This is a genomic window from Nonomuraea fuscirosea (assembly GCF_035917475.1).
In the GTDB taxonomy this organism is placed as follows: Bacteria; Actinomycetota; Actinomycetes; order Streptosporangiales; family Streptosporangiaceae; genus Nonomuraea; species Nonomuraea fuscirosea.
The window spans coordinates 3,531,469-3,554,908 of sequence record NZ_CP109074.1; the positions used below are offsets into that span (position 1 = coordinate 3,531,469).

Genomic DNA, 23,440 nt, shown 5'->3' on the forward strand with positions numbered 1-23,440 from the left:
CAGCGAGAAAAGACCTTGTCTGCGGGACGGGAAAGAGGAATCCACGCCGTAAAGGACGGGGTGCTGATCTGCGCGTTCATCTCGTTCAGCCGATATTGATCCAGCCTTGGTACTCGTTGCTTACGCCGCAGGACGCCATCCAGGTGCCGCCGCCCGCGGTCGCCCCTTGCAGGCACATGCCGCTGGCGAAGTTCTGCAGCAAGGCGCCCGACAGGCGGTACCACATCTGGTTGTAGGCGCCGGTGCACGCGGTCAACAGGGCGCTCGCGCCTTGATGGGTCAGGCAGCGCCCGCTCGTGGTGTTGTAGATGCGTGAGCCAAAATCATCCTGGACAGCTTGCCAGTAGCGGCGGCCGGTCGCGCAGCTACCGGTGTAGGCGCCGGACAGGCCGGCGGTATCGATCAGGCAGCGACCAGTGCCGTTGTTGGCGAGACGGTCCCCCGCGACGGCCGCGATGTCCTCGGTCACGGTGCCCGTGTGCGCTTCGGCCGCGAGGGGCGCCGTGCCGAGCGCCAACCCGGCCGCGGCAACGATCGCGACGCGCCGCGCAATCTTTATGCTCATGGCTGTTCGCCCTTTCCCATTGTCGTGACTCTGCTGCCGTTGGGACAGCGACCGCCAGTCAAACACCCAGTGGCTTCAGATCGGCTTCAGATTTGCTTTGTGCTACCGGTCAACCGTGCCGCGCGAGATCAGCGAGAACGGCGTCGGCGGTGGGGTCGGTGTCGGCGGTGACACGGGCGCAGGTCTGTGCGCCGAGCTTGACGCCACCGCCACCGGCGGAGATGTCGATGCCTTCCTCGGCCGTCGCCTCCACCACCGCGGGGGTTCACCTGGTCGCGGGTGCCTACCCGGCCGAGCGGACTTGTCCTGTTCCGTGCCTCGCGCTTCTCGGCTGCAACCAATCGCCGCGGGTACGGCGAAGCCGGGGTACGTTGGCCTCGTCCGAAAGATCGTTAGGAGGTTTCGAGACACCCTCCTACCTTGTCTTTTAACCTCTGGTCTTCGCGTTTGCCCTGACAGACACCAATGGTGATGGAACGCGCATATCGAGCTGTGGCCATGTCGACGCGGGAGACGACAGGTGGCCACCGACTCATCGTCGAGGTGTGCATCACTACGTTCGAGACCGGACTGATCGTCTAGGGTCAGTAGGATTTGCCGGATGAAACGGCGCGATTATGAAGGACCCGGCGACCTGCGCGCGATGCAGGACCTGACCCGGCGGCTCTGGTCGCCCGAGAGCCGTTGGCACATCGGAGACCTGGCCTGGTCTCGTTTCCAGCACGTCGGCAGGGAGCCGGAGTGGCCCACGTCGTTGTGGGAGCACGACGGTCAGGTCGTCGCGTGGGCGTGGGCGCAGCGCCCCGGCACTCTCGACCTGCGGCTCGACCCGGCCTACCCCGAGCTGGCGGAGGAGATTCTGCGCTGGTCCGACGGCGCGGTGGAGGGTCTGGAGCGCGACGTCACGCTGCTGGAGTCCGAAACGGACCTGGCAGCGGTCCTGCGCCGGCACGGATACCGCGCGCAGGAGTCCGGCGTGTTCTTCACCCACATGCGCCTCGACCTCGATGCCCTGCCCGAGCCGAAGGTCCCTGCTGGCCATACCCTGCGCGCCGTGCGCGGCGAGCAGGACGCCGAGGCCAGGGCGGCGGTGCACCGGGCCGCGTTCTCGCTGCCGGGCCTGCCGCCCTCGCGGGTCACCGCTGAGAGCTATCGCCAGGTCATGCGGGCCTGGCCCTACCGCGCCGAGCTCGATTGGCTGGTCGAGGCGCCGGACGGCACGCCGGTGGCGTTCTGCCTGGTCTGGCTGGATGAGGAGCACCGGGCGGCGCTGCTGGAGCCTGTGGGTACCGATCCGGTGCACCGTCGGCTGGGCCTGGCGAGCGCTGCTACGCTCGCTGCCTTGCACGCCGCGCGGCGGCTGGGCGCGCGGTCGGCCTTCGTGGTGCCCCGGGGCGACGACGGCCATCCGATGGCGCGCAGGACCTACGAGTCGCTGGGCTTCCGCGGTTTCGCGCGTACGGTGACCTTCGTCCGCTGAAATCGTCTTCTCAACCTCTGATCCTCGTGTTCTCGGCAACGGGGATCAATCAAGCGGTTGCACAGCGCGATAGATCAGGTGGCGCGTCGGGGTTCGGTTCCCTTCTTGTGGTGGGTGGGACGTGTGTGGGCTTCGCCGGTGGCCAGGATGCGTCCGACGTCGTGACGGGGTGCGCGGTGGTGGTTCGGCGAGCCGGGCGGGCGTCCTGGGCCCGGCCGGGTAGGTTTCGGCGCACCGGCCGGACAAGGCATCTTCCAGCGCAGGTTGCGAAACCCCCGCCGGACCGAAAGGGTTGACGGCGGCGCGAGAGCTCGACGCGCCCGGCGTCGTCATGACCAGCGCCCCGGCGGAACGCGATCGTGGATGGGCACAGTGCGCGTTGCTCAGGTTCGGCACCGTCATGAGGGCGGGTGAGGATCACGCCAGCCCGCAGGTCATCGAGGCCGCCGGCCCTGGTTACGCCAGCATCGTTCACGCCGTGTGGCAGAACACCGGCAAAGCGGTCGATGCCCTGCCCGGCGGCAAGGCCTGGCGTACCGCCATCGAAGCCGAACGCCCCGAGAACCAACGGCACCTCGTTGTCCACCAGGGCCATCTCTCCCAGCTGACCGAACGCGACCGCGCCATCGTGACCGCCGCCGGCCCAGCGATCCTGGAGCCCGGCTGGACGGGTGACGCCGCCTCCATCGCAGCCCGGTTCGACGAGGCAGGCGCCGCCGGAGTGACCGAGATCGTGTACGTCCCGGCCGGACCAGACATCCCCAGCGAACTCGAGGCATTCGCCGGCGCAACCGAGGCGTAATCCAATACCCGCAAGCCGCGACCTCACCTGCGGGTAGAAACATCCCCAGCCGCTCGTCCTCATCCCGACACCAATGATCAGCTACTTGGCGGCTGGGGACACGTTCGGGAGCGGAGGGCCCAAACGGCCTGGTCAGACGGGATTCAAGGTGCTCGCGCGACGGTGGATCGTCGAGAGGTCGCTGTCTTGGCTGATGAATGCCCGACGCAACGTCATCGACTTCGAACGCAAGCCCTCGCACAGCGAGGCCCACCTGACCGTGGCGGCGATCACGCTCATGACCAGGCGGCTGACCAGGAAAAAGCCATCCGCCTGGGTCCGGAAGCCAGCCCCCGCGCCGCAGGCCGCCTGAGAACCCCTCTCACGCGCCCAGGCGGCCGGGGATGCCCGGGTCCTGGTCATATCCGTCCGGGGTTTCCCGATACGGGAGTATGACGGTCCGACACTCCCGAGTGCTGCGCGCGGCTCTGGCTGCGGCCGCGCTTCTCGCCTCAGCCGCCGCAGGCGCAGTGACTTTGCTGGTGAGTAGCAGCAGCGTTTGTCGGTCAGTTTGGACAGCACTCGGGGGCTGATCGGGCCCGGAATGTCGGTGACAAGTAGCAGCACCCGGAGGCTCGACTACTCACCTAGCGTGTTCACGTGAGTGCTGAAAGAGGGTGTGCGGGGCCTGCTGTGGGAGGATCAAGACATGTTCACTTCGCCTCTGTCGCCGACCGATCATGCTGTGCTTTCTGCGGTGCGGGATGGCTGGCTTCCAGTTGCGGAGAGCGCCGCCTATCTGCCGGTGGGATTCGGGGCGCACCACTGGCGGATCGACCAGGATGGTGTGCCCGCGCTCTTCGCGACGCTCGACATGCCAGGCGGGCATCGAACCCCCGACTTGTTTGAGAGAGCATACGCGGCGGCGTCCGAGCTCGCAGCGAGAGGCTTTCTCGGGGTGCTCGCACCGGTCCGATCCACGAACGGGAGCTTCACGATCCGCCTGGCCGAGGGGATTCTCAGCGTCGTTCCCTGGGCGACGGGGCGCACGCCCGACGAGGTAGAGGCCGTACGACCCGACCATACCGCCAAGACGAAACGGCTGCTCGCCGAGTTGCACAGCGCCCCCGCGCCGGTTTCGCTGCCACGCTGGCAAACGCGGATCACACCGGACTTCTCCGGCCAGCTGACGCATGCCGCCACAGAATTGTGGAACACGGGCCCGTTCGGAGAGGACGCTCGTCGCCTGATCGTTGATTCTGCCGAATCGATCGCCGGCTGGGCGTCACGGTATGCCGAGCTCGCCGAGAAGGCGCTGGCAGCCCTTGACCGCTGGGTGCCGACGCACGGCGAGCCACACCACGCCAACCAGATACTCACAGATTCCGGACTCGTGCTGGTGGACTGGGAGTCGTTCGCGCTCGCCCCGCACGAGCGGGACCTTTTCCACCTGCCCGAACACGACCGACGGGCCCTCGGCGGCGAGCCCGAGATGATCGAGCTGTTCGAACTGGAGTGGCGGCTGACCGAGATAGAGCAATACGCCCGCTGGTTCCAAGCACCGCACACCGGCAGCGAGGACGACCGAATCGCGCTCGCCGATCTGCGCAACGAGCTCAACCACTGACGCCGCACGTCACGAGAGCCTCATGGGCGATGCGCCGACGTGCCCGACGGACATGCATGGACCTCCAGAGTCCTGACAGATTGCCTCAGGAGCGCGGGCGACTCGACGAGGGCTTGCCGGTCCTGCTCAGGGAGACCTTGCAGGAGGGCTATCACCGGCTGGAGCCCCTCGGCGCGATGACGTCGTCGTCGCTGAGATCAAGCCTGATGACGATCTCCGTGAGGGCTTTGGCGAGGGCGCGTTCGACGTGGTCATGAGGGGGCTCCCAGCTGGTCGTTGGCGCTCTTCCTCGACGCTGCGACGATCGCCGCGGCTCGTCCCGCATCAAGATCGTTCGTCCTCGCTTCGCTGCGGGCGCTGCATCTTGACCCGCTCCTCCCAGCAGCCGGCCAGGGCGTTGTCGAGGAAGGGCAGGAAGAAGGGTTAGCCGGCGGCCTTGCTCGCCACTGCGGCGGCTTCGGCCTGGGCGCGATTGGTCTGGGTGAGCCGGTAGGAGTCGGTGCCGGTCTCGATGATGTTGCCGCCGTAGGTGAGCCGGTCCACGATGGCCGCGCAGAGCCGAGGCTCGGTGAATGTCTTGGTCCATCCCGAAAACGACTCATTTGAGGCTATCGCGACACTGCTGGTCTCCTCCCTTTCGGTCAAAACCTGGAACAGCAGTTCGGCACCGCGACGATCAAGCTCCATGTAGCCCAGCTCATCCAGGCAGAGCAAATCGACGCGACCGTAACGGGCGATCGTCTTGGTCAGCACCTTCTCGTCAGCGGCCTCGACCAGCTCGTTGACCAGCTTGGCGGCCAGGATGTACTTGACCTTGAACCCGGCCATCGCGGCCTCGGTGCCCAGCGCGATGAGCAGGTGCGACTTGCCCGTCCCCGAATCGCCGATCAGACACAGCGGCAGGTGCTTGCGCACCCAGTCGCATCCGCCAGCGTGTGGATGACGGCCGGGTCGACGTGGGGGTTGGCGTCGAAGTCGAACTCGCGCAGCGATTTTTGCCGTGGGAAGTTCGCCATCTTGATCCGCCGGTCGGAGGCCTTGCGGGCGCGGTAGTCGCATTCGGCCATCAGCAGCTCGGCCAGGAAACCCAGGTAGCTCATCTGCTCGCGGGCGGCCTGACCGGCCAGGTCGGTGAACTGGCCGCGCATGGTCGGCAGCCGCAGCTTCTGACACGCCTGGTAGATGGCGGCCTCGGCGGCTTCCTCGGTCAGCCCGCGGCGGTGAAAGGTGGTCATGACTCTCCCTCGGATGCGGGCCGGCCGCCGGGCGGCGGCGCAGCAACTGGTCATAGACGGCCACTGACGGCAGCGGTCGGGTATCGGGCGGCAGCTGGGCCAGCCGCCGGGTGGTCAGCGACACCACCGCCGGCTCATCCAGCCAGGCCAGGCGCTCCGGCCGGGGCGGGACCGGCCCCGGAACGGGATCGTCGTCGGCCTGGGCGGCCTTGCGCGCCTCCAGCGCGACGGCATCAGCGGTCAGCGCCCCCACCGTCAGTGCGGCCGCGATCCCGGCCACCACGTGGCGATGCTCCAGGTGCCGGTGCAGCAGCAGCACCTCGATCAGCGCCCGGGTGCCGGCCGCGTCCCCGTGCTTGCGACGCGCGGCCGCCCACCACGCCTCGTGCGCGGCGGTGAACGTGCCCGAGGCCCGGGCCTGCTCCAGCGCAGTCGCGCCGGGCAGCGCGCCCGGCTTGTGCACCAGCGCCTCCAGGTAGTGGTCCAACTCCAGCCGGGCTCCGCCCTTGGCGATCAGCCGCTCGTGCCGGGCCACCTCCACCCCCTTGTGGTAGACGACCAGGTGGGAGGCGAACAGCATGACCCGCACCTCGTGCCCGGCCAGCCGGATCGGCACCGAATAGCGGTTGGTGCGCACGCTGATCTGCCCGTGCAGATTGACGCGCGGGGTCAGCAGCCGGCCGATCTCGAACGGCTCGACCGGCAACGGCGCCAGCAGCTTCTGCTCATGAGCGAAGCGCTCGCCGATGGTCTGCGGGCGCATCCGGATCCGGCGCTGCTCATCCTTGACGTCCCAGCGGTCGATCAGCGCGTTGAGCTCATTCATCGAGCTCACTTCAGGGACGGGCACCATGTGATTGCGGCGGAACCAGCCGATCTGCCCCTCCGCCCCGCCCTTCTCGTGTGCGCCGATCAGTCCCGGGCGGCAGTAGAAGGCGTCGATACCGGCCCAGCTTCTGAAGGCGACCCATCGCTCCGATTCCACCCGGGCCCGGGAAAAGCCCAGCACCTTGGCCACCGCGGGCTTGAGGTTGTCGTAGCGCACCTTGCCCGTGGGCAGCCCGCCCAGCGCGGTCATCGCGTGCACGTGCCCCTCGAAGAACGCCTCTTGGGAACAGGTGAGGAACATCCTGTGCACGGCCTTGCCCGACCAGGACAGCCGGAAGGCGAACAGGTAGCACCGGGTCAGCTCGCCCGCCGGCCGGATCCACACGTCCCCGAACTCGGGCATTCCCCCTTGAACGAGGACACCTCGGAGACTGGATCTTGAGATCCAGGGGAAGAGATGTCACTGATGGTGATGAAGAACTACCCGCCCGAGTTCAAGGCCGACGCGGTGGCGTTGGTGTTGTCGAGGCCGGACCGGACGATCACGTCGATCGCGAGGGACCTCGGAGTCAGCCGCGAGACGCTGCGAGTCTGGGTGCGCGCCGCGCAGGCCAGGGGCGAAGGCGGACAACGTGGAGCCGGCGCGGCCCCGGCAGGTAAGGCCGCGTCGGGCGGGCACGTACCCTCGGACGACGTGCTAGAAGAGGAGAACAAGCAGCTCAAGGCGCGGATCCGGGAGCTGGAGCAAGAGCGGGACATCCTGCGCAAGGCGGCCAAGCTTTTCGCGGGCGAGACGAACTGGTGAACCGCTTCCAGTTCGTTGAGGATCACAAGGCGCTCTACGGGGTGAAGCGGTTGTGCCGGGTGCTGCAGGTGTCTCGCTCGGGCTTCTACCGGTGGCTCAAGGGCGCTGTGGCACGGCTGGCCCGCCGCCAGGCCGACGCGCAATTGGCCGAGCGGATGCAGCGAATCCACGCCGAGCACGACGGCACCTACGGCTCGCCCCGGATGACGGCCGAGCTGCGCGCAGCAGGGATGAAGGTCAACCACAAGCGGGTGGAACGGGTGATGCGCGAGCACGGCATCGCCGGGCTACGGCTGCGCAAGAAGATCCGCACCACCATCCCGGAGCCGGACGCGGCCCCGGTGCCGGACGTGATCCAGCGCGACTTCACCGCCGCGCAGCCGAACACCCGCTACGTCGGCGACATCACGTATCTGCCCGTCGGCGGCGGCCGTTTCCTGTACTTGGCCACGGTCGTGGATCTGTATTCGCGCCGGCTGGCAGGCTGGTCGATCGCCGGCCACATGCGCACCGAGCTCGTCATCGACGCGCTGCAGGCAGCCGCGCATACCCGGGGCGGCCGCCTGGACGGCGCGGTTTTTCACAGCGACAACGGGGCGCAGTACTGTTCGCGGGAGTTCGCCCGGGCCTGCCGCCAGCTCGGCGTCACCCGCTCGCGCGGCGCGGTCGGCACCAGCGCCGACAACGCGCTGGCCGAGTCCTTCAATGCCACCCTCAAACGCGAGACGTTGCAGGGTGCGCACCACTGGCCCGACGCCCGGACCGCCCGCCTGGCCGTGTTCCGCTGGATCACCCGCTACAACACGGTCCGACGGCACTCCCGCCTCGGCCAACTCAGCCCGATCGCCTACGAGATGATGGCAGATAGTCTGGGGCCTGCCGCCTGAAATTGGTGTTCGCGTTCATGGGGGAAGCCCCGTCCACCTCGGCCTCGACGCCGGGCTGGTGGCTTTGTTCGATGAAGACCTCCGCCGGCCCCCGGCCCACCTCTAACCGGATCTGCGGACGGCGTTTGGCGACGTAGACGCGGACCATCCCGTACGACACCCCGGCCGCCTCATGCTCCTCCACCAGCCGGTCGAAGATGCGCCTGGCCGTGTGCCGCTGCTTGGGCGGTGCGTCCAGATCCGCCCGCAGCATCTGATCGATCAGGGGTTTGAACGAATCCAGCCTCGATGGCCGGGGCGGCAGCGGCTTGCGCGGCTCGGGCCAGACCGAGGCCAGCGCCTTCTCCATGGTGCGAAAGCCCACATTGTGCTTGCTCTGGATGGCCCGGATGGACAGCCCCGCTCGAGAATCGCGGCGGATCGCCGCGTACAACTCGACCTTGGACTGCACCGGCGCCACCTCATCCCGAGAAGCACACCAATGCTCTCACCGCAAGCTGTCGAGCGCTATTAATTCTCAACGACATCGTCTTCCCCCGGAAACGATCGCTGTCGCAGGAGACCGGCAAACGCTGTCACTTGTCACCGACAGAACCAGCCGGCGGCCGGCGGATGCCCTTGGCGGTCGTGACCCTGACCTGGCGATCACCGGCGAACGGGTCCGTCAACGGGCATCCGATGGCGCACCACGGCAGTTCCCGTCGATCGTGCCCGGCGAGCCTGACGCCCTGGACGAGCTGATTGAGCTGGGCGCGGCGTTCGCTCCGGGGAGGGGCGATTTCGAGCTGCGCCTCTTCGACTCACCCGCCGAGGAGCCGACCCGGCTGCCGGCGATCGGGGCCTACCACCGGCAGGTCGGGGTCAGGTAGAACGGCGTGAGGGCGCTCAGCCCGGGGCGTGCCACAGGCGGATGGTGTCGTCCGACGACTGGCTGGCTAGCAGCCGGTCGTCGGGGCTGTAGGCCAGGTTGTAGATTTCGTTGGTGTGGCCGGTCAGTGTGGTCCGCCGGCCGGTGGCGAGGTCCCACACCTCAATCGTCCGCCTGTCCGCGGATCTGCAGGCGAGTTGGTTGCCTCGGTTGTTCGTCCAGCCATCGGGGATGGTGACAGGCTTCGTCTCGCCGGTGTCGAGGTCGATGAGGCGGCTGATGCGGCGGCCATCTCTCGACAGTTCGGCGACGACCGCCGTCCGCGTGCCGGGCACGAACCGCGTTTCCACATTCCCCGACATCTCCACGAAGCTCACGCGCACCCGTCGCCCGAGGTCCCAGTACTCGATGCCGCGACCGCCCGTGTCCTCCAGGCGCAAGTTTCGCCCGTCGGAGCTGAGCTCGACGCTTGTCCCCGTCGACACGGGGGTGGCCGGTGTCGATGGAGCCGAGCGGGCTGCCGTCGTCCAGGCTCCACAGCCGGATCTGCCCGTTTGCAAGCACGCCCGCCAGCACACCGTCGGCGATGTCCTCGGCGAGCACGCCGGGGAAGGTGAAGGTGCGCTGGTCTCCCCACAGCCGTCTGACCGCCAGTGAACCGCTTGGGCGACTCCAGCGGATCAAGTAGGCCCGGCTGCTGTCGACCGGTGCCACGGGCATCGGGCTGTACCCGGGCAGCGGGCCGTCGAGGACCTTTCCCGTCGCGGAGTCGAACAGCCACATATGCGTGCCGTTCACCGTCACGAGGATCTTGCCGTCAGGGGTGAAGTGCGATGAGCCGGCGATGGTTCCGTCGTCGATGCGGGCTCCCGTCCGGGTGTTCCAGAGCGTGAGCGTCTCGCTGCCTCCTACTCTGACGACGAGCACGCCGCCGTCGGGACTGAACGTGGGGCGGTCGGCCCCTGACGCATGGGTCCGCCGATCCGGGTGCAGGTGCGCGGCTCCCACAGCTGGTAGTTGCCGGGCTCCAGGTCCGTGAGCAGGACGCGGCCGTCAGGGCTGAAGAGCAGGAGGGGGTCCGCGCTGATTCTGGGCAGGACGGTCCTGCATAGCTCCGCCCCGGTCCGCAGGTCCAGGATCGACAGGTTCGCCGGCGATTCGAGCGTGGCCACCAGACGACCCGCGGTGCTGAAGGTCACGTTACCGGCGCCGGGCAGGCTGCGGCCGATGGGACGCCCGGTCTCCAGGTCCCACAGCTGCATTCGCCCGTCCACCCCTTTCACCACCATGGTCCGTCCGTCGAGGAAGCGCATGTTGGTGGTTATGCCGGTCAGCAGGGTCCGCGAGGAGCCGTCGGGCGGCAACGCGCGGACCAGGGCGACGCATACGACCAGCGCGACCGCGACGCCCGCGAGCACCACGATCCTGCCGAGCCGGCGCCGCCGCGGGCTCGGCTCGGGCGGCCTCAGCGCAGTGCTGGCCAGCCAGTCCTGCATCCGGATGTGCCGGAACCGATACTCCCCGCCGAAGTGCTGCAGGAGCCCCTGCCGGTGCGCATCCTCCAGGAAGGTCACGAACCGCCACGGCAGGCGCCCGCGTAAGGCGAGCACGAACCGCACCCACACGAACCGGGCCCAAGCCCGAGTGAGCAACGTGAGCGACGCGAAGACGATCCCCGGCAGCAGCACAACCGCGCCCAGCAGCAGCGGGTCACTCCACTCCTCCGGTAAGACCGACGCAATCAGCTCCCTCAGCGACGGCTCTCCGGACCAGCCGGTGACCAGCGCCTGCATGATCTGCACCGCCACCAGCGCCACAATCAAGGCCGGACCCGCTCCCAACCCCACCACGGCGCCCGCGACCGCGGCCGAGACCAGGCTGGAGCGCCGGTCCTCGATCAGGAGCGCCACCGGCCCCGCCTCGCCCGATCGCCCCGGCGAGCCATCCAGCCACCGGTGCACGGCCAGCGCCAAGCCCGTCACGACCATCGCCGCCAGGCCCAGGGCCAGAGCGGACAGGTAGAACTCGGTGTTCTCGGGCGGCCAGCCGTACGCGAGGGTGATGACCACGCCCATGCCGATGAGGACCGGCAGGACCGGGATGGCGGCCAGGGCCAGGCCGGTCGCCATGCCCTGGCGCAGCCGCGCGGCCGCCCCGGCCGCGGTAGGAGCGAGCCGCCGGGGGGTAGCCGCCGCGTCGCCGGCATACCAGGCGATGATCGCGAGGATCGCGAACCCGCCTCCGATGTAGGCGCCGAGCAGAAGCGCGGTGTTGAGGCCGGTGTCCTCCCAGTCGCCGAAGATCAGCATCCATGCCCAGGACAGCAGCGTGAGCGCGACGCCGCACAGCACCGCCAGCCCGATGACCGCCCAGGGCGACAGCAGGCGCCCGCTCAGCCGCCACCACGCCAGCTCACGCTCGCGATGCTCGTGCAGGTGCTCGGCCAGGTAGGACAGCCAGCGCCGTGCCCGGCTGGGCTCGCCGACAACGGCCCCGATGAGCGCGTCCTCCACCGCCGCCCGCGACGGCAGGCGCAGCACGGGATCGAGGTCGCCTCCGCGCTCGCAGACGCTCCGCAGCATCGACACCGTCAGCGGCGTGGCCAGCGCCGCCTCGACCACGCCGCCCGGGTTCGCGTCCAGGTGCGCGTAGAGGGGCTCCAGGCGGGCCGCGTCGGCCCAGTCCACGGCGCGCAGGTAGGCCGTCACGTCGTAGATGTTCAGCGGTTCGAGCTCGATGACCGGTGCTTGGCGCAGCGGCGGGCTGCCGGTGCCGATGAGTTCGGAGTACTCGGTCGTACGGCAGGCGAGCACGATCGGACGGTCACGTGCGAGCGCCTCGTTGACCGCCCGCACCGCCAGGCGCCGAGTGAACTCCGGCATCTCATCCAGGCCGTCGACGACAGGCAGCAGCAGGTCATGGTCGAACAGGCTGCGCGGTATCTCCCGCGCTCCGCTGTAATGGGCGACGGCCAGAGTCCGCACGATCCACTCGCACAGCTTCTCCCGGGTAGGGTCCCAAGAGGCCGCCGACAGCAGGAGTGGCACCCGCTCGCCGGGCCGCCACTCCTCCAGCAGCCCGCGGACCAGCATGAACGACAACACGCTCTTGCCCGCGCCCGGCTCGCCCAGGATGACCAGGCGGCCATTAGCGATACGCCGGTAGTGCGCGGCCAGATCGCGGATGGCGCGCCGGAAGCCGACGTCGAGGCGGTTGCGCTTGCGCCCCTTGATCCTGCTGCCGTCTGGCGGGGCGGGCACGCCGTCGCCGAGTTCCGGCGCCGCGCTCGTCCACGACAGTGGCAGGACCTGCGGCCTGCTCAGCGCGTCGTCCCCGGCGACCGCGCCGGCCAGGATCATTTGCTTCAGATAGCCCGCGTGCGTCACCGGGTCGGTCGTGCGGGGTCCCGAGAGGCGGTCGTCGCGGCTGCGGCTCTGCCAGCGCCGCAGCATCCCCACCAGGGTCAGCAGCAGCGCGCACAGACCTACGACCAGGCTGAGCACGCTGGCGCGGGCGTCGTTGATCTCAAGGCCGTCGTCGGCCATCCACCAGGCCACGGCGCCCACGAGCACGAAGGAGACGATGAAGAGGAAGGCCCATGGCGCTCGCGGCATGACCGCATTATCACGCGGCGGGCGAGGCTCTCACCGGCGAAGCGGCGGCCTGATGCCACGAATCTCCCAGTCGCCGCCGGACGCCGTGGAGATCACCTAGTCCGAGACGCTGGGCTGCACGCCGTACACCTCGGGGATCGGCACGGGCCTGGCGACGACGTGGATGCGCAGGGTGCCGAGGCCCTCCAAGCCCACCTCGACCACGTCGCCCACCTCCGTCACCTCGGCCAATATCTGGGTACCGAGAAGATCAGCCGACATGCCTTACATGGCAAACAAGATCATATCGCTCTCACCTGCAAGAAGAGGCCAACAACCCCAGATAAGTTCGGTTATCTTTGGTAGCCCTCAGTTATGTGTCAAGTACTTCCTGCGGCCAGCGCGAGTCCGGCTGCGGTCAGCAGCCCGATCGCGGCCCATCTGAGTGTCATTCTGGTCATGCCGTCACCTCTCGTCTTTCCGATACGTCGTGATGTCCCGCCGCGTCCGTCAGATCGCGCCCCTTGGGGCAACCGCCAGGAGACGCCTGCGCCGCTGCGGGGCTGCGAAATCCAGTGCGCAACACGGCGTCGCCGCCCGTCACCCTGTTCCAGCCTGAGCCGGAACACACAGGTCACAATCCCGCCACGGGTCCTCAGTCTTGGGGTCCGAACAGTTGTCTGGCAGCCCCCTTTCATCAGTCCAGACAATCGGTGGCCCGCTCGTGGGGAAGCACTGGGCGTCCTGAGCAGGCCGTTGGAGTCCGGGGCCGGGCCGGTGGTGCGGGTTTCACATGCGAGTTGCGCAAGCTCCGCGGCAAGGCCGCACGGCTCTGCGAGCCCGCACAGACGCCGGCGAGACAGCGACAAGAACGTCAACAGGCGGACTTGACGGGGAAGCCTCGTGCGGACCGGTGCAGCCGTCGTCACCGGGAGACGCGGGCCTACTCGTTGCACGGCGCCTGGGAGGCGTTGATCCAGTCGATCTTGATGACGGTCACGCCGATGCTGATCGTGCTGTGTCCCTCGCCGAGGTCCCCGTCCTCGGCGCGGTGAATACACCACCGGCTCTTGGTGTTGTCCGGCCAGACGAAGGTGACCGCGACTTGGTCCTCGTTTTCGGGCCAGCCGTAGTTGAAGAAGGACCGGACGCCCTTGTACGGGCTCGCGGACGCGCTGGACACCGCCCAGTCCTCGCCGCGACCGATGCCGATCTTCGTGCCGGCCGAGATGGGGTGCTGGTAAGAATCGTGCCGCACGCCCCAAAGCGACGCTGCGTAAACCAGGAGCTCCCCGGACGGCTTGACATAAAAGCACTTAGCAAGCAACGCGACCTGCGGAAACGCCCGATCCAGCATTATCGTGCCGCAGAGCGCCTGACTCATCCCCGAACGCCCGGACCGAAAACCTGCCTTGCGCGGGTGACACCGTCGCGCACGGTGACCTGCGGCGATGTCGCTCGTTTGGGCCGTGCGGCGCGATTCTTACCGGCGGGCCAAACCGGACATCTCACTCGAACCCGGCGGGCAGCAGGCCGATGCCACGGCGGCCGCCGACCGGGCCTGGCTAATTGAGATGATGCGCGGCCGATGACGACCAGCGCGAAACCCCGGCGGCACAAGGTGCGCATTGTGTACACATGTTCCCCATGGCTCACAACGACAGCGCCGCCGCCGGGGACGTGACCGCACCATCCGCCACACAAGACGCTGCGGAGGTCGCGCCGCCGGCGGAGCGGGAGCTGGGCATCCGCGAGGCGCGCGGGCAGCTCGGCGAGCTGGCCGACCGCGCCCGCTACCTGGACGAGATCACCTACCTGACCAAGCACCGCACCCGCATCGCCGCGGTGGTGCCGGCCGAGGCCGCCCGCACCCGCGCCCAGCTGGCCGACACCGTCGAACAGAGCCTCGCCGAAGCTGAGCGGACCCGGCGCGACTACGAACGGCTGCATCGCGCCGCCGACGCCGTGCTGGAGGCCCGCGAGGTGCTGTGGGCCCGCGCCCACCAGCGCGTGTGGACGGTGCTCGACCACCTGTCGGCGTACACCTGGAAGTGCACAAGCACGTACAGGCCAACGTGCAGAGGTGAGGCAGGGCAAGGAACGTTCGACGAGTTGTCGCCGGGTTCCGCCGGTGATCGTTTCCCCTGGCTGCGTCTTCGATCGACCGAGTACGATCCGGGCCTGGCCCTCGTGTCGCGAAGGCCCAGCGGGGTGGAGGCGGAAAGTGCGGCTGGCTGAGAAGTTGCGGGCGATGGCGGCTTCACGCACGGCCGTCCGCATACGAAGGCTGGATCTGGCGTTCTTGGCGGTTGCCGGCCTGATTCTGCTGGCGGGCTTGATCTGGTTGCTCGGCCCCGGGGCTGGGTGGGTCCTGGAGCACGTCGACGATGTGACGGGGTTATCGGGCAAGGAACGGGCCGAGGCACTGGACGCGATCCGGGGTCGAGGGCTGGCGCTTTCGACGGGAGTAGTGGCGCTCGTGGCGGTGTTCTACACCGCTCGAAATGCCGACACCGCCCGGCGCACCTACGAGGTGGGCCAACGAACTCTTGCTCTTGGCGAGCAGGGCCTGGTCACTGACCGATACACCAAGGCGATCGAGCAACTCGGCTCGTCGGAACTGGCCGTTCGGCTGGGTGGTGTCTACGCGCTGGAACGGATCGCCCGTGACTCGGTGCGCGATCATCCGACGGTGTTAGAGGTGCTTACCGCCTTCGTACGCGAGCCTTCCCGCCTTGCCCCGGCCAGCCAATCCGGCCACGGTACGCACGGGCAGGCAGCGAATGCGCCGGCCTCGTTGGAGGGTCGGCCACGGCTGAGGGCGGACGTACAGGCGGCGGTGGCCGTGATAGGCCGCCGGAACGTCAATCATGACGATCCCGATCGTGGACGAGTCGATCTAGCAGAGGCGCATCTTGCGGGCGCGGATCTCGCAGGAGCGCAACTCGGCGGCGTTGACCTTGCTCAAGCCGACCTCACCGACGCGGACTTGACCGGAGCAGATCTCTCTCGCGCGAACCTATGGAGAGCCAACCTCACCCGCGCTCGCCTCACCCGGACGGATCTGTCTGGCGCGATTCTCGACGGGGCCCAGACTCACTGATGCGGTGACAACAAGGGCGAACTTCGACGATGCCCACCTGAACGGTGTGCTCGGCCTGCCGGACGACGTGGCAGGAGCGCAGCAGAAGTCTCCGCCGGCGATCTGAACATCCGCGGAACGAGTCCTGGCGGGCGCCACGATGACCAACGCGCTCTGGCTGATCGGCGCTCTGTATAACTACTCGTACGAGGGTCTGCACAAATACCTGTACGCCGACACCACCTGGCCGCCGACTTCTACGACACGGTCGAGAACGCGGTGGTCGCCGAGCTGGAGGCCGAGCGCAACCGCCCCGCCCCCGGCACCGTCGCCGGAGACGACGATGACGACTGGGCCGTCGATGGGCCGCCGCTCGACGTGCGCTACCTGACCGAGCTGACCGAGCTGCGCGAGCGGGAGAAGGACCGCCGCGACTTCGCCCGCGACATCGAGGAGCGCGTCGCCGAGCTCGAGCGCGCCGACGCCCGCCTGCAGTCCGGCCAGCAGCACACCCTGGACTGGACCGGCTGGACCGAACGCATCGAGCACCTCATCGGCGTCATCGCCACCGGCGACCCGGCCACCCGGCCCGGCATCGTCTGGAACGCGCGCCAGCGCCTGGCCACCGCGCTCGCCGAAGCCGCCACCATGCTCGGCGAGCTGGAGACCACCCCGCCGGCGGCCGACATCCCGGCCGACGTCACCGGCTACCTCGCCCGCGATATCTGGACCGGCGCCGCCGGCATCGTCGGCGGCCCGCTGGTCACCTCCTATGCCTCCCTGGCCAAGCAACTGCACCTGACGCCCGAGGCCGCCCGCCGTGCCCTGACCGAACTGCACCGGGCCGGCCGCGTGAAGCTGTACCGGTACTTCCACGGCCGCCAGAGCGAGGTCGACCCGGCCCACCTCCACGAGCAAGCCACCTTCCACCTGATCCTCATCGGCGACTGCGAGGACGCCGGCCACCCCCGCCCCACCGTGATCGTCGACCTGTGAGGCCACAGCGGGGCGCTCCCACGCGCGCGGACACGTGCGTGGCCACGCGGGTAGGCGCCTAGGTGTGCGGGCGCGCGCTCCCGCGTTCTACAACCCGTGCCATTACACGGGGGACGTGACACCGTCACGCGACGGCCAACTCTTCCGGCGATCAGTGGCTCAGGAGCCGAAGAGGAAAGTCCAGTTACCGAACCCCAGAAACACAACGATCTTTAAGAGCCTGCTGACAAAGGCTTAAGTGCTGGCGGGCATGGGCCCGTAGAGAGCCGGTCCGATCTTGTTGATGTAGCCCTGGTGGGACCATTGGGACAGCTGAACGCGGAAGCTGTTGACGTTCTCGATCCCGAGGATGGCGGCCAGCTCACTTCCTCGCCAGGCTCGCCACGGCTGGGCGGCCAGGAGCTGCAAGACCTTGCCGCGCCGGTCGGGGCTGGACAAGACCGGTAGCGGTGGCGGGTCGCCCCAGCGGCTCGGAGATGGCAGGCCCGCCAGCTCGCGCGTCAGTCGGCGGGTCATCTGGTGCACGGTGGCCCACCAGATCATGGCCTCGTGATGGACGGGCTTGCGTTCGTGGATCCGCGCCAGGCGGCGGTAGCGGACCAGCCAGGCGAACGTCCTTTCTGCCACCCACCTGCGCGGCAGCACGACGAAGCCACGCAGATCGTCGGAGCGCTTGACGATCGTGACGGTCAGGTGGAGCACGTCGCGTGCCCAGGTGAGCAGGCGCCCGGCGTAGCCGCCATCCGCCCAGACCAGCGCGATGGCGGAGAACTTCTCCCGCAGCCGGGCCAGCAGCGGGTGGGCGCCGTCACGGTCTTGGACGGAGGCGGCGGTGACGATCACGCACAACAGCAGTCCGAGCGTGTCGACCGCGATATGCCGCTTCTGTCCCTTGATCTTCTTGCCCGCGTCGTACCCGCAGGCTGCCGCGCCGACGGTCTCGGCCGCCTTGACCGTCTGGGAGTCGATGCACCCGGCGGTGGGCAGCTCGGCGCGTCCGGCCAGGATGCGCAGCCGGCCGCGTAAGCGCCCGGCGAGCCGTTCGGGCAGACCACGCCGGGACCACCGCAGGAAGAAGGCGTAGACCGCCTCATGCGGCGGGAAGTCCACCGGCAGGGCCCGCCATTCGATCCCATACCTGGTCACGTAGTTGATCGCGTCGAGTGTCGCGCGCAGGTCATGCACCATCGGCCTGCCGGTGGCCTGGACCAGCTCGGCCATCACCGCCCGCGCCTCGCCTTCGAGCACCGCCCATTCGGCATCGGTCAGATCCGGCGGATATGACGGCTTGCGGTCATGACATCGGCATCCCGGTGAGGCGCAACCACTGGCGCTCACGGACGCGGGCGTGTAAACAGACAACCACGGGCTCCTGGTTGCCGAGTTGCGTAGACAACACCTCAGCTATCAGGAGCCCGCTCCTGTCCGCAGGCGTATCGCTCGAAGAGCTCGACCAGGGCATCCCCTGTGATCCGGCCTCAGCGACCAAATCCTTCGTCAGCAGGCTCTAAGAGCCTGCTGACAAAGGCTTAAGTGCTGGCGGGCATGGGCCCGTAGAGAGCCGGTCCGATCTTGTTGATGTAGCCCTGGTGGGACCATTGGGACAGCTGAACGCGGAAGCTGTTGACGTTCTCGATCCCGAGGATGGCGGCCAGCTCACTTCCTCGCCAGGCTCGCCACGGCTGGGCGGCCAGGAGCTGCAAGACCTTGCCGCGCCGGTCGGGGCTGGACAAGACCGGTAGCGGTGGCGGGTCGCCCCAGCGGCTCGGAGATGGCAGGCCCGCCAGCTCGCGCGTCAGTCGGCGGGTCATCTGGTGCACGGTGGCCCACCAGATCATGGCCTCGTGATGGACGGGCTTGCGTTCGTGGATCCGCGCCAGGCGGCGGTAGCGGACCAGCCAGGCGAACGTCCTTTCTGCCACCCACCTGCGCGGCAGCACGACGAAGCCACGCAGATCGTCGGAGCGCTTGACGATCGTGACGGTCAGGTGGAGCACGTCGCGTGCCCAGGTGAGCAGGCGCCCGGCGTAGCCGCCATCCGCCCAGACCAGCGCGATGGCGGAGAACTTCTCCCGCAGCCGGGCCAGCAGCGGGTGGGCGCCGTCACGGTCTTGGACGGAGGCGGCGGTGACGATCACGCACAACAGCAGTCCGAGCGTGTCGACCGCGATATGCCGCTTCTGTCCCTTGATCTTCTTGCCCGCGTCGTACCCGCAGGCTGCCGCGCCGACGGTCTCGGCCGCCTTGACCGTCTGGGAGTCGATGCACCCGGCGGTGGGCAGCTCGGCGCGTCCGGCCAGGATGCGCAGCCGGCCGCGTAAGCGCCCGGCGAGCCGTTCGGGCAGACCACGCCGGGACCACCGCAGGAAGAAGGCGTAGACCGCCTCATGCGGCGGGAAGTCCACCGGCAGGGCCCGCCATTCGATCCCATACCTGGTCACGTAGTTGATCGCGTCGAGTGTCGCGCGCAGGTCATGCACCATCGGCCTGCCGGTGGCCTGGACCAGCTCGGCCATCACCGCCCGCGCCTCGCCTTCGAGCACCGCCCATTCGGCATCGGTCAGATCCGGCGGATATGACGGCTTGCGGTCATGACATCGGCATCCCGGTGAGGCGCAACCACTGGCGCTCACGGACGCGGGCGTGTAAACAGACAACCACGGGCTCCTGGTTGCCGAGTTGCGTAGACAACACCTCAGCTATCAGGAGCCCGCTCCTGTCCGCAGGCGTATCGCTCGAAGAGCTCGACCAGGGCATCCCCTGTGATCCGGCCTCAGCGACCAAATCCTTCGTCAGCAGGCTCTAAGAGGTGAAGCAGCAAGATAGACGTTAAGAGGCCCCTGATCTCCAACAGTGTTGAGCGACAGGAGAGTGTCAGCGGGCCGCGATGCTAAGCGTCAGTAGCAGAGTGTGATCAGACAGGTGGATGGAAATCTTAGATGAACAGCGGCGCCGAGGGCTTCACCCTGGCTCTCCAGGTGACCTCGAGGCCACAGAGAGCGCCGGCCTCATCTTCGAGGACGTGGCCGGGCTAGCCAGAACAGGACCGCCACCGCGACCCCGCTGAGCGTCGCCTCCAGCGGCCCCCTCCCGGCCGTCAAACTGATGACGAAGGCGACCGCCCCCAGCGCGGGCGCAGCCACCAGGTTGACCTTGGTGCGCAGGTCCATGGCACGCCTTCGCGGTTCGTCCCGGCCGAGGCCGAGGAGGTTCGCGAACAGGTTGGGGAACATGTTGTCGATCTGGTCCTGCAGCCGCGCCGCTTCCCGCGCCTCGGTCGCCGCACGCTGGCGCTTGCCCTGGACACTGGCCAGTTGCGCGCGGGCCAGATGCAGGTCGATCACCGCTCTGAGCACGCCGACGTCCTGGACGAGCCGTTCGTAGAGCGCGACCCTCTCGCGGGCCGCGGCCACGGCCTCCTTCTTCCTGCGTAGCGCGACCAGCAGTGTGACGTACTGGTTGAGCATCTGCGCCAGCTCCAGCCTGGCCGCTGCCTCTGCGTCCGGATCGGCCGGATCTGCCTCTGTGACGGCCGCGCGCAGCCGCTCCGCTGCTTCCTGCGCGTAGGGCATGGCCTCCTCCTGCCTGCGCAGCGCGGTGAATGTGGTCATCATCCCGGCCAGCGCGTTGGTGAGCAGGGGACCGCCGAAGTCTCGGATGCCGGCCAGGTGCTCCTGGCCGATGGCGAGGGCCTCCTCCCACCGTTCCAGCCGCTGGTACATGCCCATCAGGCTCACCGCGTTCCTGGCCAGCGCTGACTGGAAGGAGCGGATCGGGTGTCTGGCGACGGTCTCACGCGCCAGCGCCACTGCCTCGATCGCGGCCCGCATCCCTTCGTCGTGGCGTCCCACGGTGAACAGCTGGACGGCGTGCGCGCCGAGCATCGCCGCCACCCTGTGTCCGAATGCGTCAGGGTCCGCCTCGGCCAGCCGCCTGCTCAGTGTCACCGCCTCCTGCGAGGCTTCGATCGCCTGCTCCTCGCCCTGCTTCAGTGTCATCCGCAGGTTCGCGAGATTGCCCAGGGCCATGGCCAGGCCGCCCTGGAGGTCGAGGTCGTCGGGAGCGGCGGCTACGGCCAGCCGGTGGTTCTGCACGGCCTCCTGCGCCGACTCGATCGCCTCGCTGTTCCTGTCCAGCTGATAGGCGAGTATTGCGCGGTTGCCGAGCGCCATCGCCAGATTGAACGGGTCGTCGAGGCCGCGGAGCAGATCCACCGCTTCCTCCACGGCCGACATGGCCTCCTCGTCGCGATCGGTGCCCATGAGCAGGTTGGCGAGGTTGTTCAGGTTGGTGGCCAAGGAGCCGGTGAACCGGGCCGGGTCCTCTCCCACGAGGGCACGGTAGCCCTCGATGGCCCGCTCCTCATGGGTGACGGCGTCCAGCGTGCGGTCGACGACCAGCAGGCGGCGCGCGAGAGTGGCGTGCAGCTCGGCTCGCATGGCCGGGTCGACGCCGGTGGCCAGGCGGTGGGCGGCGACGCGCTCAGTGACGGCAGCGATTCCAGCGTCGAGGTCAATGTACCTGCGCTCGGGGAAGAGCCTCTCGACCGCGTCGAGCACCGCCGGATCGAGGCCCGGTACCTCGGCGAGCGCGGTGAGCGCCGCTCCACCTCCAGCCAGCGCCAGCGCCGGATCCGCGGAAAGGACGTCGGCCAGGCTCTTGCTCACGTGCGGCCACCTCGTGGCCGACGAGGCGAGAAAGGTGATGGCCCGTCCCGCGTAGGCGGGTGGGTCGCCGTCGTGGGCCAGCAATCCGGCGGTCGCGCCCGGCGTCCACGGGTCGGCGCCGTCGCCGGCCGCGTGGCCGGGCAGGGCCAGCGCCAGCAGGTCCTCTGCCAGCCTGTCGGGGTAGAGCGGTTCCAGGACCCGATCCAGCTCGGCCGGCGGGTAGCAGACGGCATGATCGTCGATCAACTCGTGCGGGTGCCCCGGCAGGCCCAGCCCGCCCAGCACCCCTGCCGCCGCCTCGTAGCTCTGGGCGCCGGTCAGCACAGCGGTGAACACCGTCCTGGCCATCACCTGCGGAGGTGTCGACAGAGCCTGGTTGCCGTGCAGCTCTGTCCAGTGGCGGCGTTCGCGGTCGAGCAGGTAGGCGGAGAACTCCGACGGATCGCCAGGCGGGCTGACGCCTCTGGCGCGCGCGTCGACGGCTACCAGGGCGGCCATGTGCAGGGTCAGCACGAGCTCGAATCCGGGGCCGTCGAGGCGAGGCGGGGCAACCGCATCCGGGACGGCCAGGCCGTACCGTTCGCAGAAGCAGTCGTGAGCGGCGGCGAACACCCGTTCACGGTCGATCGCCGTCCGGGGCAGCGGTCCGAGCAGCAGGTCGCCGGTTCGCGCGCCATATTCGGTCAGTACGGCACGCAGCGCCGGCCAGGACCGCACCGACCTGGCCACCAGCAGCACCCGCGCGCTTGGAGAAGCGTGCAGCAGCGCGTTGGCGAACAGCCAGCTCAGATGGGACAGGGGCCACCGATCCGCGTAGTCGACGATCAGCAGCACGCCGGGCGCCGCCCCGGGGAGCAGGTCCTGGCTGCCGGGAGACGGGACGGCACGGTGGACGGCGGTCACGACCTTCCAGCCGCGCTCGGCCGCCAGGTCGGCGAACGCGGACACCAGGCGGGTCTTGCCCTGGCCACCCGGGCCGTGCAACCAGCGCGCCGCCAGCTGCGGCCCTTCCAGCCACGAGGTCAGGTCGGCGAGTTCGGCTTCGCGCCCGTCGAAGGCGACGACCTCGTAGCGGGCGTCGAGCAGCCTGCTGGGCTGTTCGAGCAGCCAGGCGGCGTCCACGGTCGGTCGTCCTGCCCGCTCGATCAGCGTGTAGACGGGACCCGCGTCCTGAAAGACGTGCAGGTCCGCGCCGATGACGCCGTATGCGAAGCCGGCCTCCGACCGGACCGTCTGCTGGAAGATCGGCTCGCTCACCGAGCCGGGTCGTCGATGTCGCCGTGAATGATGATGTTGCCACCCTGGGCGGCAAAGAGCTTGCCGTGGTCGCGGGCGATGTTGTTCTGTACCCACGTCATCGACTTCTCGGGGAGCCCGGCCTGCAGCTCGGTCACCAGGTCGCGCAGCTCGCCGGCCAGCTCCGGATGCTCTTCGAGCAGATCCTCGACCTCCAGCTGCCACACGCCGATCAGCGCCTGGCGGACCCGATCTTCGTCCTTCCGCGCCACCCGGCCCGCGTTGGTGTCGAGCTGGGCGTCGATCCTGTCCAGTTCGGCCTGGCCGCGTCTGGAGAACAGGCGGGAGAAGCGCGACTTGGCGCTCTCCCATCCGTCTGTGGCCATCGCGCCTACCAGGGTGGTGGCCGCGGTGGCAGCCAGGGCGGACAGGGCCTCTGCGAGCATCGGATCTCCTCGGGGGTAAAAGCCTGCCACGAGTGTCCATCCCGGGGAGGGATCATTCAATCGTTGCGCAGCCGCGCCGAACAAGCCCTGAAGGACAGCGGCCTGCTCCACAGCCAGAACGGGCCGCACCGCATCAGCCTGGACGACGATGTTCGTTTCAGTCTCGACCACCGGCCCAGCGCGCCAGCCGACACCCGTGCACCGCGAGACGGCTTCCGGGCAGCACACCACCCGGCTTCGCCTCCAGAGCACAGTAACTGACGGTCACCCTCACTGACATCAACTTGTCGCGAGCCACTGCCAAGAACCTGTCGTTTCCACCGACAGAAACTCGTCGCTCAGCA

At 68.6% G+C, this 23,440-nt stretch carries 17 protein-coding genes and 5 pseudogenes; 9 read left to right on the top strand and 13 right to left on the bottom strand.

Features of this window, described 5'->3' with window-relative positions; translation table 11 throughout:
* Positions 1 to 85 precede the first annotated feature (85 nt).
* Positions 86 to 565, bottom strand: coding sequence for an RICIN domain-containing protein (locus OIE67_RS15925; RefSeq protein WP_326640990.1), 480 nt, complete (start codon positions 563 to 565; stop codon positions 86 to 88).
* Positions 566 to 674: 109 nt separating this feature from the next.
* On the bottom strand, positions 675 to 821 hold the full coding sequence (locus tag OIE67_RS15930) for a hypothetical protein (protein WP_326640992.1): 147 nt from the start codon (positions 819 to 821) through the stop codon (positions 675 to 677).
* 345 nt (positions 822 to 1,166) lie between these two features.
* Between OIE67_RS15930 and OIE67_RS15935 the strand changes: the two genes are divergently transcribed.
* From OIE67_RS15935 to OIE67_RS15950, 4 genes and pseudogenes are all read left to right on the top strand, one after another.
* Complete coding sequence (locus tag OIE67_RS15935) at positions 1,167 to 2,045, top strand: GNAT family N-acetyltransferase (RefSeq protein ID WP_326640993.1); 879 nt, start codon at positions 1,167 to 1,169, stop codon at positions 2,043 to 2,045.
* Positions 2,046 to 2,376: 331 nt separating this feature from the next.
* Entirely contained in the window at positions 2,377 to 2,847 is a 471-nt protein-coding gene (locus tag OIE67_RS15940; RefSeq protein WP_326640995.1) for a hypothetical protein, read from the top strand.
* Positions 2,848 to 2,971: 124 nt separating this feature from the next.
* Positions 2,972 to 3,175: pseudogene (locus tag OIE67_RS15945) on the top strand (IS5-like element IS4811 family transposase); the annotation flags it as partial.
* A gap of 315 nt (positions 3,176 to 3,490) precedes the next feature.
* A complete protein-coding gene (locus OIE67_RS15950; RefSeq protein ID WP_326640998.1) occupies positions 3,491 to 4,453 on the top strand; it encodes a phosphotransferase in 963 nt (320 codons plus the stop codon).
* Between the two features lie 423 nt (positions 4,454 to 4,876).
* On the opposite strand, the pseudogene istB reads toward OIE67_RS15950, so the two are convergent.
* Together istB and OIE67_RS55455 are read right to left on the bottom strand one after the other, a co-directional pair.
* Positions 4,877 to 5,742: pseudogene (gene istB, locus OIE67_RS15955) on the bottom strand (IS21-like element helper ATPase IstB).
* Between the two features lie 457 nt (positions 5,743 to 6,199).
* Positions 6,200 to 6,919 (bottom strand): annotated as a pseudogene (locus tag OIE67_RS55455) (Mu transposase domain-containing protein); the annotation flags it as partial.
* A gap of 63 nt (positions 6,920 to 6,982) precedes the next feature.
* Here OIE67_RS55455 and OIE67_RS15960 point away from each other — a divergent pair.
* A protein-coding gene (locus OIE67_RS15960; RefSeq protein WP_326645367.1) for an IS3 family transposase occupies positions 6,983 to 8,208 on the top strand; the annotation gives its coding sequence in 2 pieces (ribosomal slippage) (positions 6,983 to 7,295 and positions 7,295 to 8,208; 1,227 coding nt in all).
* On the opposite strand, the gene OIE67_RS15965 is transcribed toward OIE67_RS15960, so the two are convergent.
* Complete coding sequence (locus OIE67_RS15965; protein WP_326641000.1) at positions 8,156 to 8,659, bottom strand: hypothetical protein; 504 nt, start codon at positions 8,657 to 8,659, stop codon at positions 8,156 to 8,158. The two genes, OIE67_RS15960 and OIE67_RS15965, sit on opposite strands and share 53 nt — an antisense overlap.
* A gap of 256 nt (positions 8,660 to 8,915) precedes the next feature.
* Between OIE67_RS15965 and OIE67_RS15970 the strand changes: the two genes are divergently transcribed.
* A complete protein-coding gene (locus OIE67_RS15970; protein ID WP_326641002.1) occupies positions 8,916 to 9,077 on the top strand; it encodes a hypothetical protein in 162 nt (53 codons plus the stop codon).
* Between the two features lie 16 nt (positions 9,078 to 9,093).
* Here the strand turns inward: OIE67_RS15970 and OIE67_RS15975 are convergent, their stop codons facing one another.
* The 4 genes from OIE67_RS15975 to OIE67_RS15990 form a co-directional block, all read right to left on the bottom strand.
* Complete coding sequence (locus tag OIE67_RS15975; protein ID WP_326641004.1) at positions 9,094 to 9,516, bottom strand: WD40 repeat domain-containing protein; 423 nt, start codon at positions 9,514 to 9,516, stop codon at positions 9,094 to 9,096.
* Positions 9,517 to 9,984: 468 nt separating this feature from the next.
* Positions 9,985 to 12,690, bottom strand: coding sequence for an NACHT and WD40 repeat domain-containing protein (locus OIE67_RS15980; protein WP_326641007.1), 2,706 nt, complete (start codon positions 12,688 to 12,690; stop codon positions 9,985 to 9,987).
* Positions 12,691 to 12,786: 96 nt separating this feature from the next.
* A complete protein-coding gene (locus OIE67_RS15985) occupies positions 12,787 to 12,951 on the bottom strand; it encodes a hypothetical protein (RefSeq protein ID WP_326641008.1) in 165 nt (54 codons plus the stop codon).
* A gap of 661 nt (positions 12,952 to 13,612) precedes the next feature.
* Positions 13,613 to 13,927, bottom strand: a complete 315-nt coding sequence (locus OIE67_RS15990) for a hypothetical protein (RefSeq protein ID WP_326641009.1) — start codon at positions 13,925 to 13,927, stop codon at positions 13,613 to 13,615.
* A gap of 380 nt (positions 13,928 to 14,307) precedes the next feature.
* Here OIE67_RS15990 and OIE67_RS15995 point away from each other — a divergent pair, with 380 nt between their 5' ends.
* From OIE67_RS15995 to OIE67_RS16005, 3 genes are all read left to right on the top strand, one after another.
* Complete coding sequence (locus OIE67_RS15995) at positions 14,308 to 14,907, top strand: type II toxin-antitoxin system Phd/YefM family antitoxin (protein WP_326641011.1); 600 nt, start codon at positions 14,308 to 14,310, stop codon at positions 14,905 to 14,907.
* On the top strand, positions 14,894 to 15,772 hold the full coding sequence (locus tag OIE67_RS16000) for a pentapeptide repeat-containing protein (RefSeq protein ID WP_326641013.1): 879 nt from the start codon (positions 14,894 to 14,896) through the stop codon (positions 15,770 to 15,772). Before OIE67_RS15995 ends, OIE67_RS16000 begins: the two co-directional genes overlap by 14 nt.
* Positions 15,773 to 16,030: 258 nt before the next feature.
* Positions 16,031 to 16,747, top strand: a complete 717-nt coding sequence (locus OIE67_RS16005) for a hypothetical protein (RefSeq protein ID WP_326641015.1) — start codon at positions 16,031 to 16,033, stop codon at positions 16,745 to 16,747.
* A gap of 501 nt (positions 16,748 to 17,248) precedes the next feature.
* On the opposite strand, the pseudogene OIE67_RS16010 reads toward OIE67_RS16005, so the two are convergent.
* The 4 genes and pseudogenes from OIE67_RS16010 to OIE67_RS16025 all read right to left on the bottom strand — a co-directional run.
* Positions 17,249 to 18,085: pseudogene (locus tag OIE67_RS16010) on the bottom strand (IS5 family transposase); the annotation flags it as partial.
* A gap of 458 nt (positions 18,086 to 18,543) precedes the next feature.
* Positions 18,544 to 19,380 (bottom strand): annotated as a pseudogene (locus tag OIE67_RS16015) (IS5 family transposase); the annotation flags it as partial.
* A 375-nt stretch (positions 19,381 to 19,755) separates the two neighbouring features.
* Positions 19,756 to 22,671: a hypothetical protein gene (locus tag OIE67_RS16020; protein ID WP_326641018.1), complete on the bottom strand. Its 2,916-nt coding sequence runs from the start codon at positions 22,669 to 22,671 to the stop codon at positions 19,756 to 19,758.
* A complete protein-coding gene (locus OIE67_RS16025; RefSeq protein ID WP_326641020.1) occupies positions 22,668 to 23,096 on the bottom strand; it encodes a hypothetical protein in 429 nt (142 codons plus the stop codon). The genes OIE67_RS16020 and OIE67_RS16025 overlap by 4 nt, the downstream gene beginning before the upstream one ends.
* Between the last annotated feature and the right edge of the window lie 344 nt (positions 23,097 to 23,440).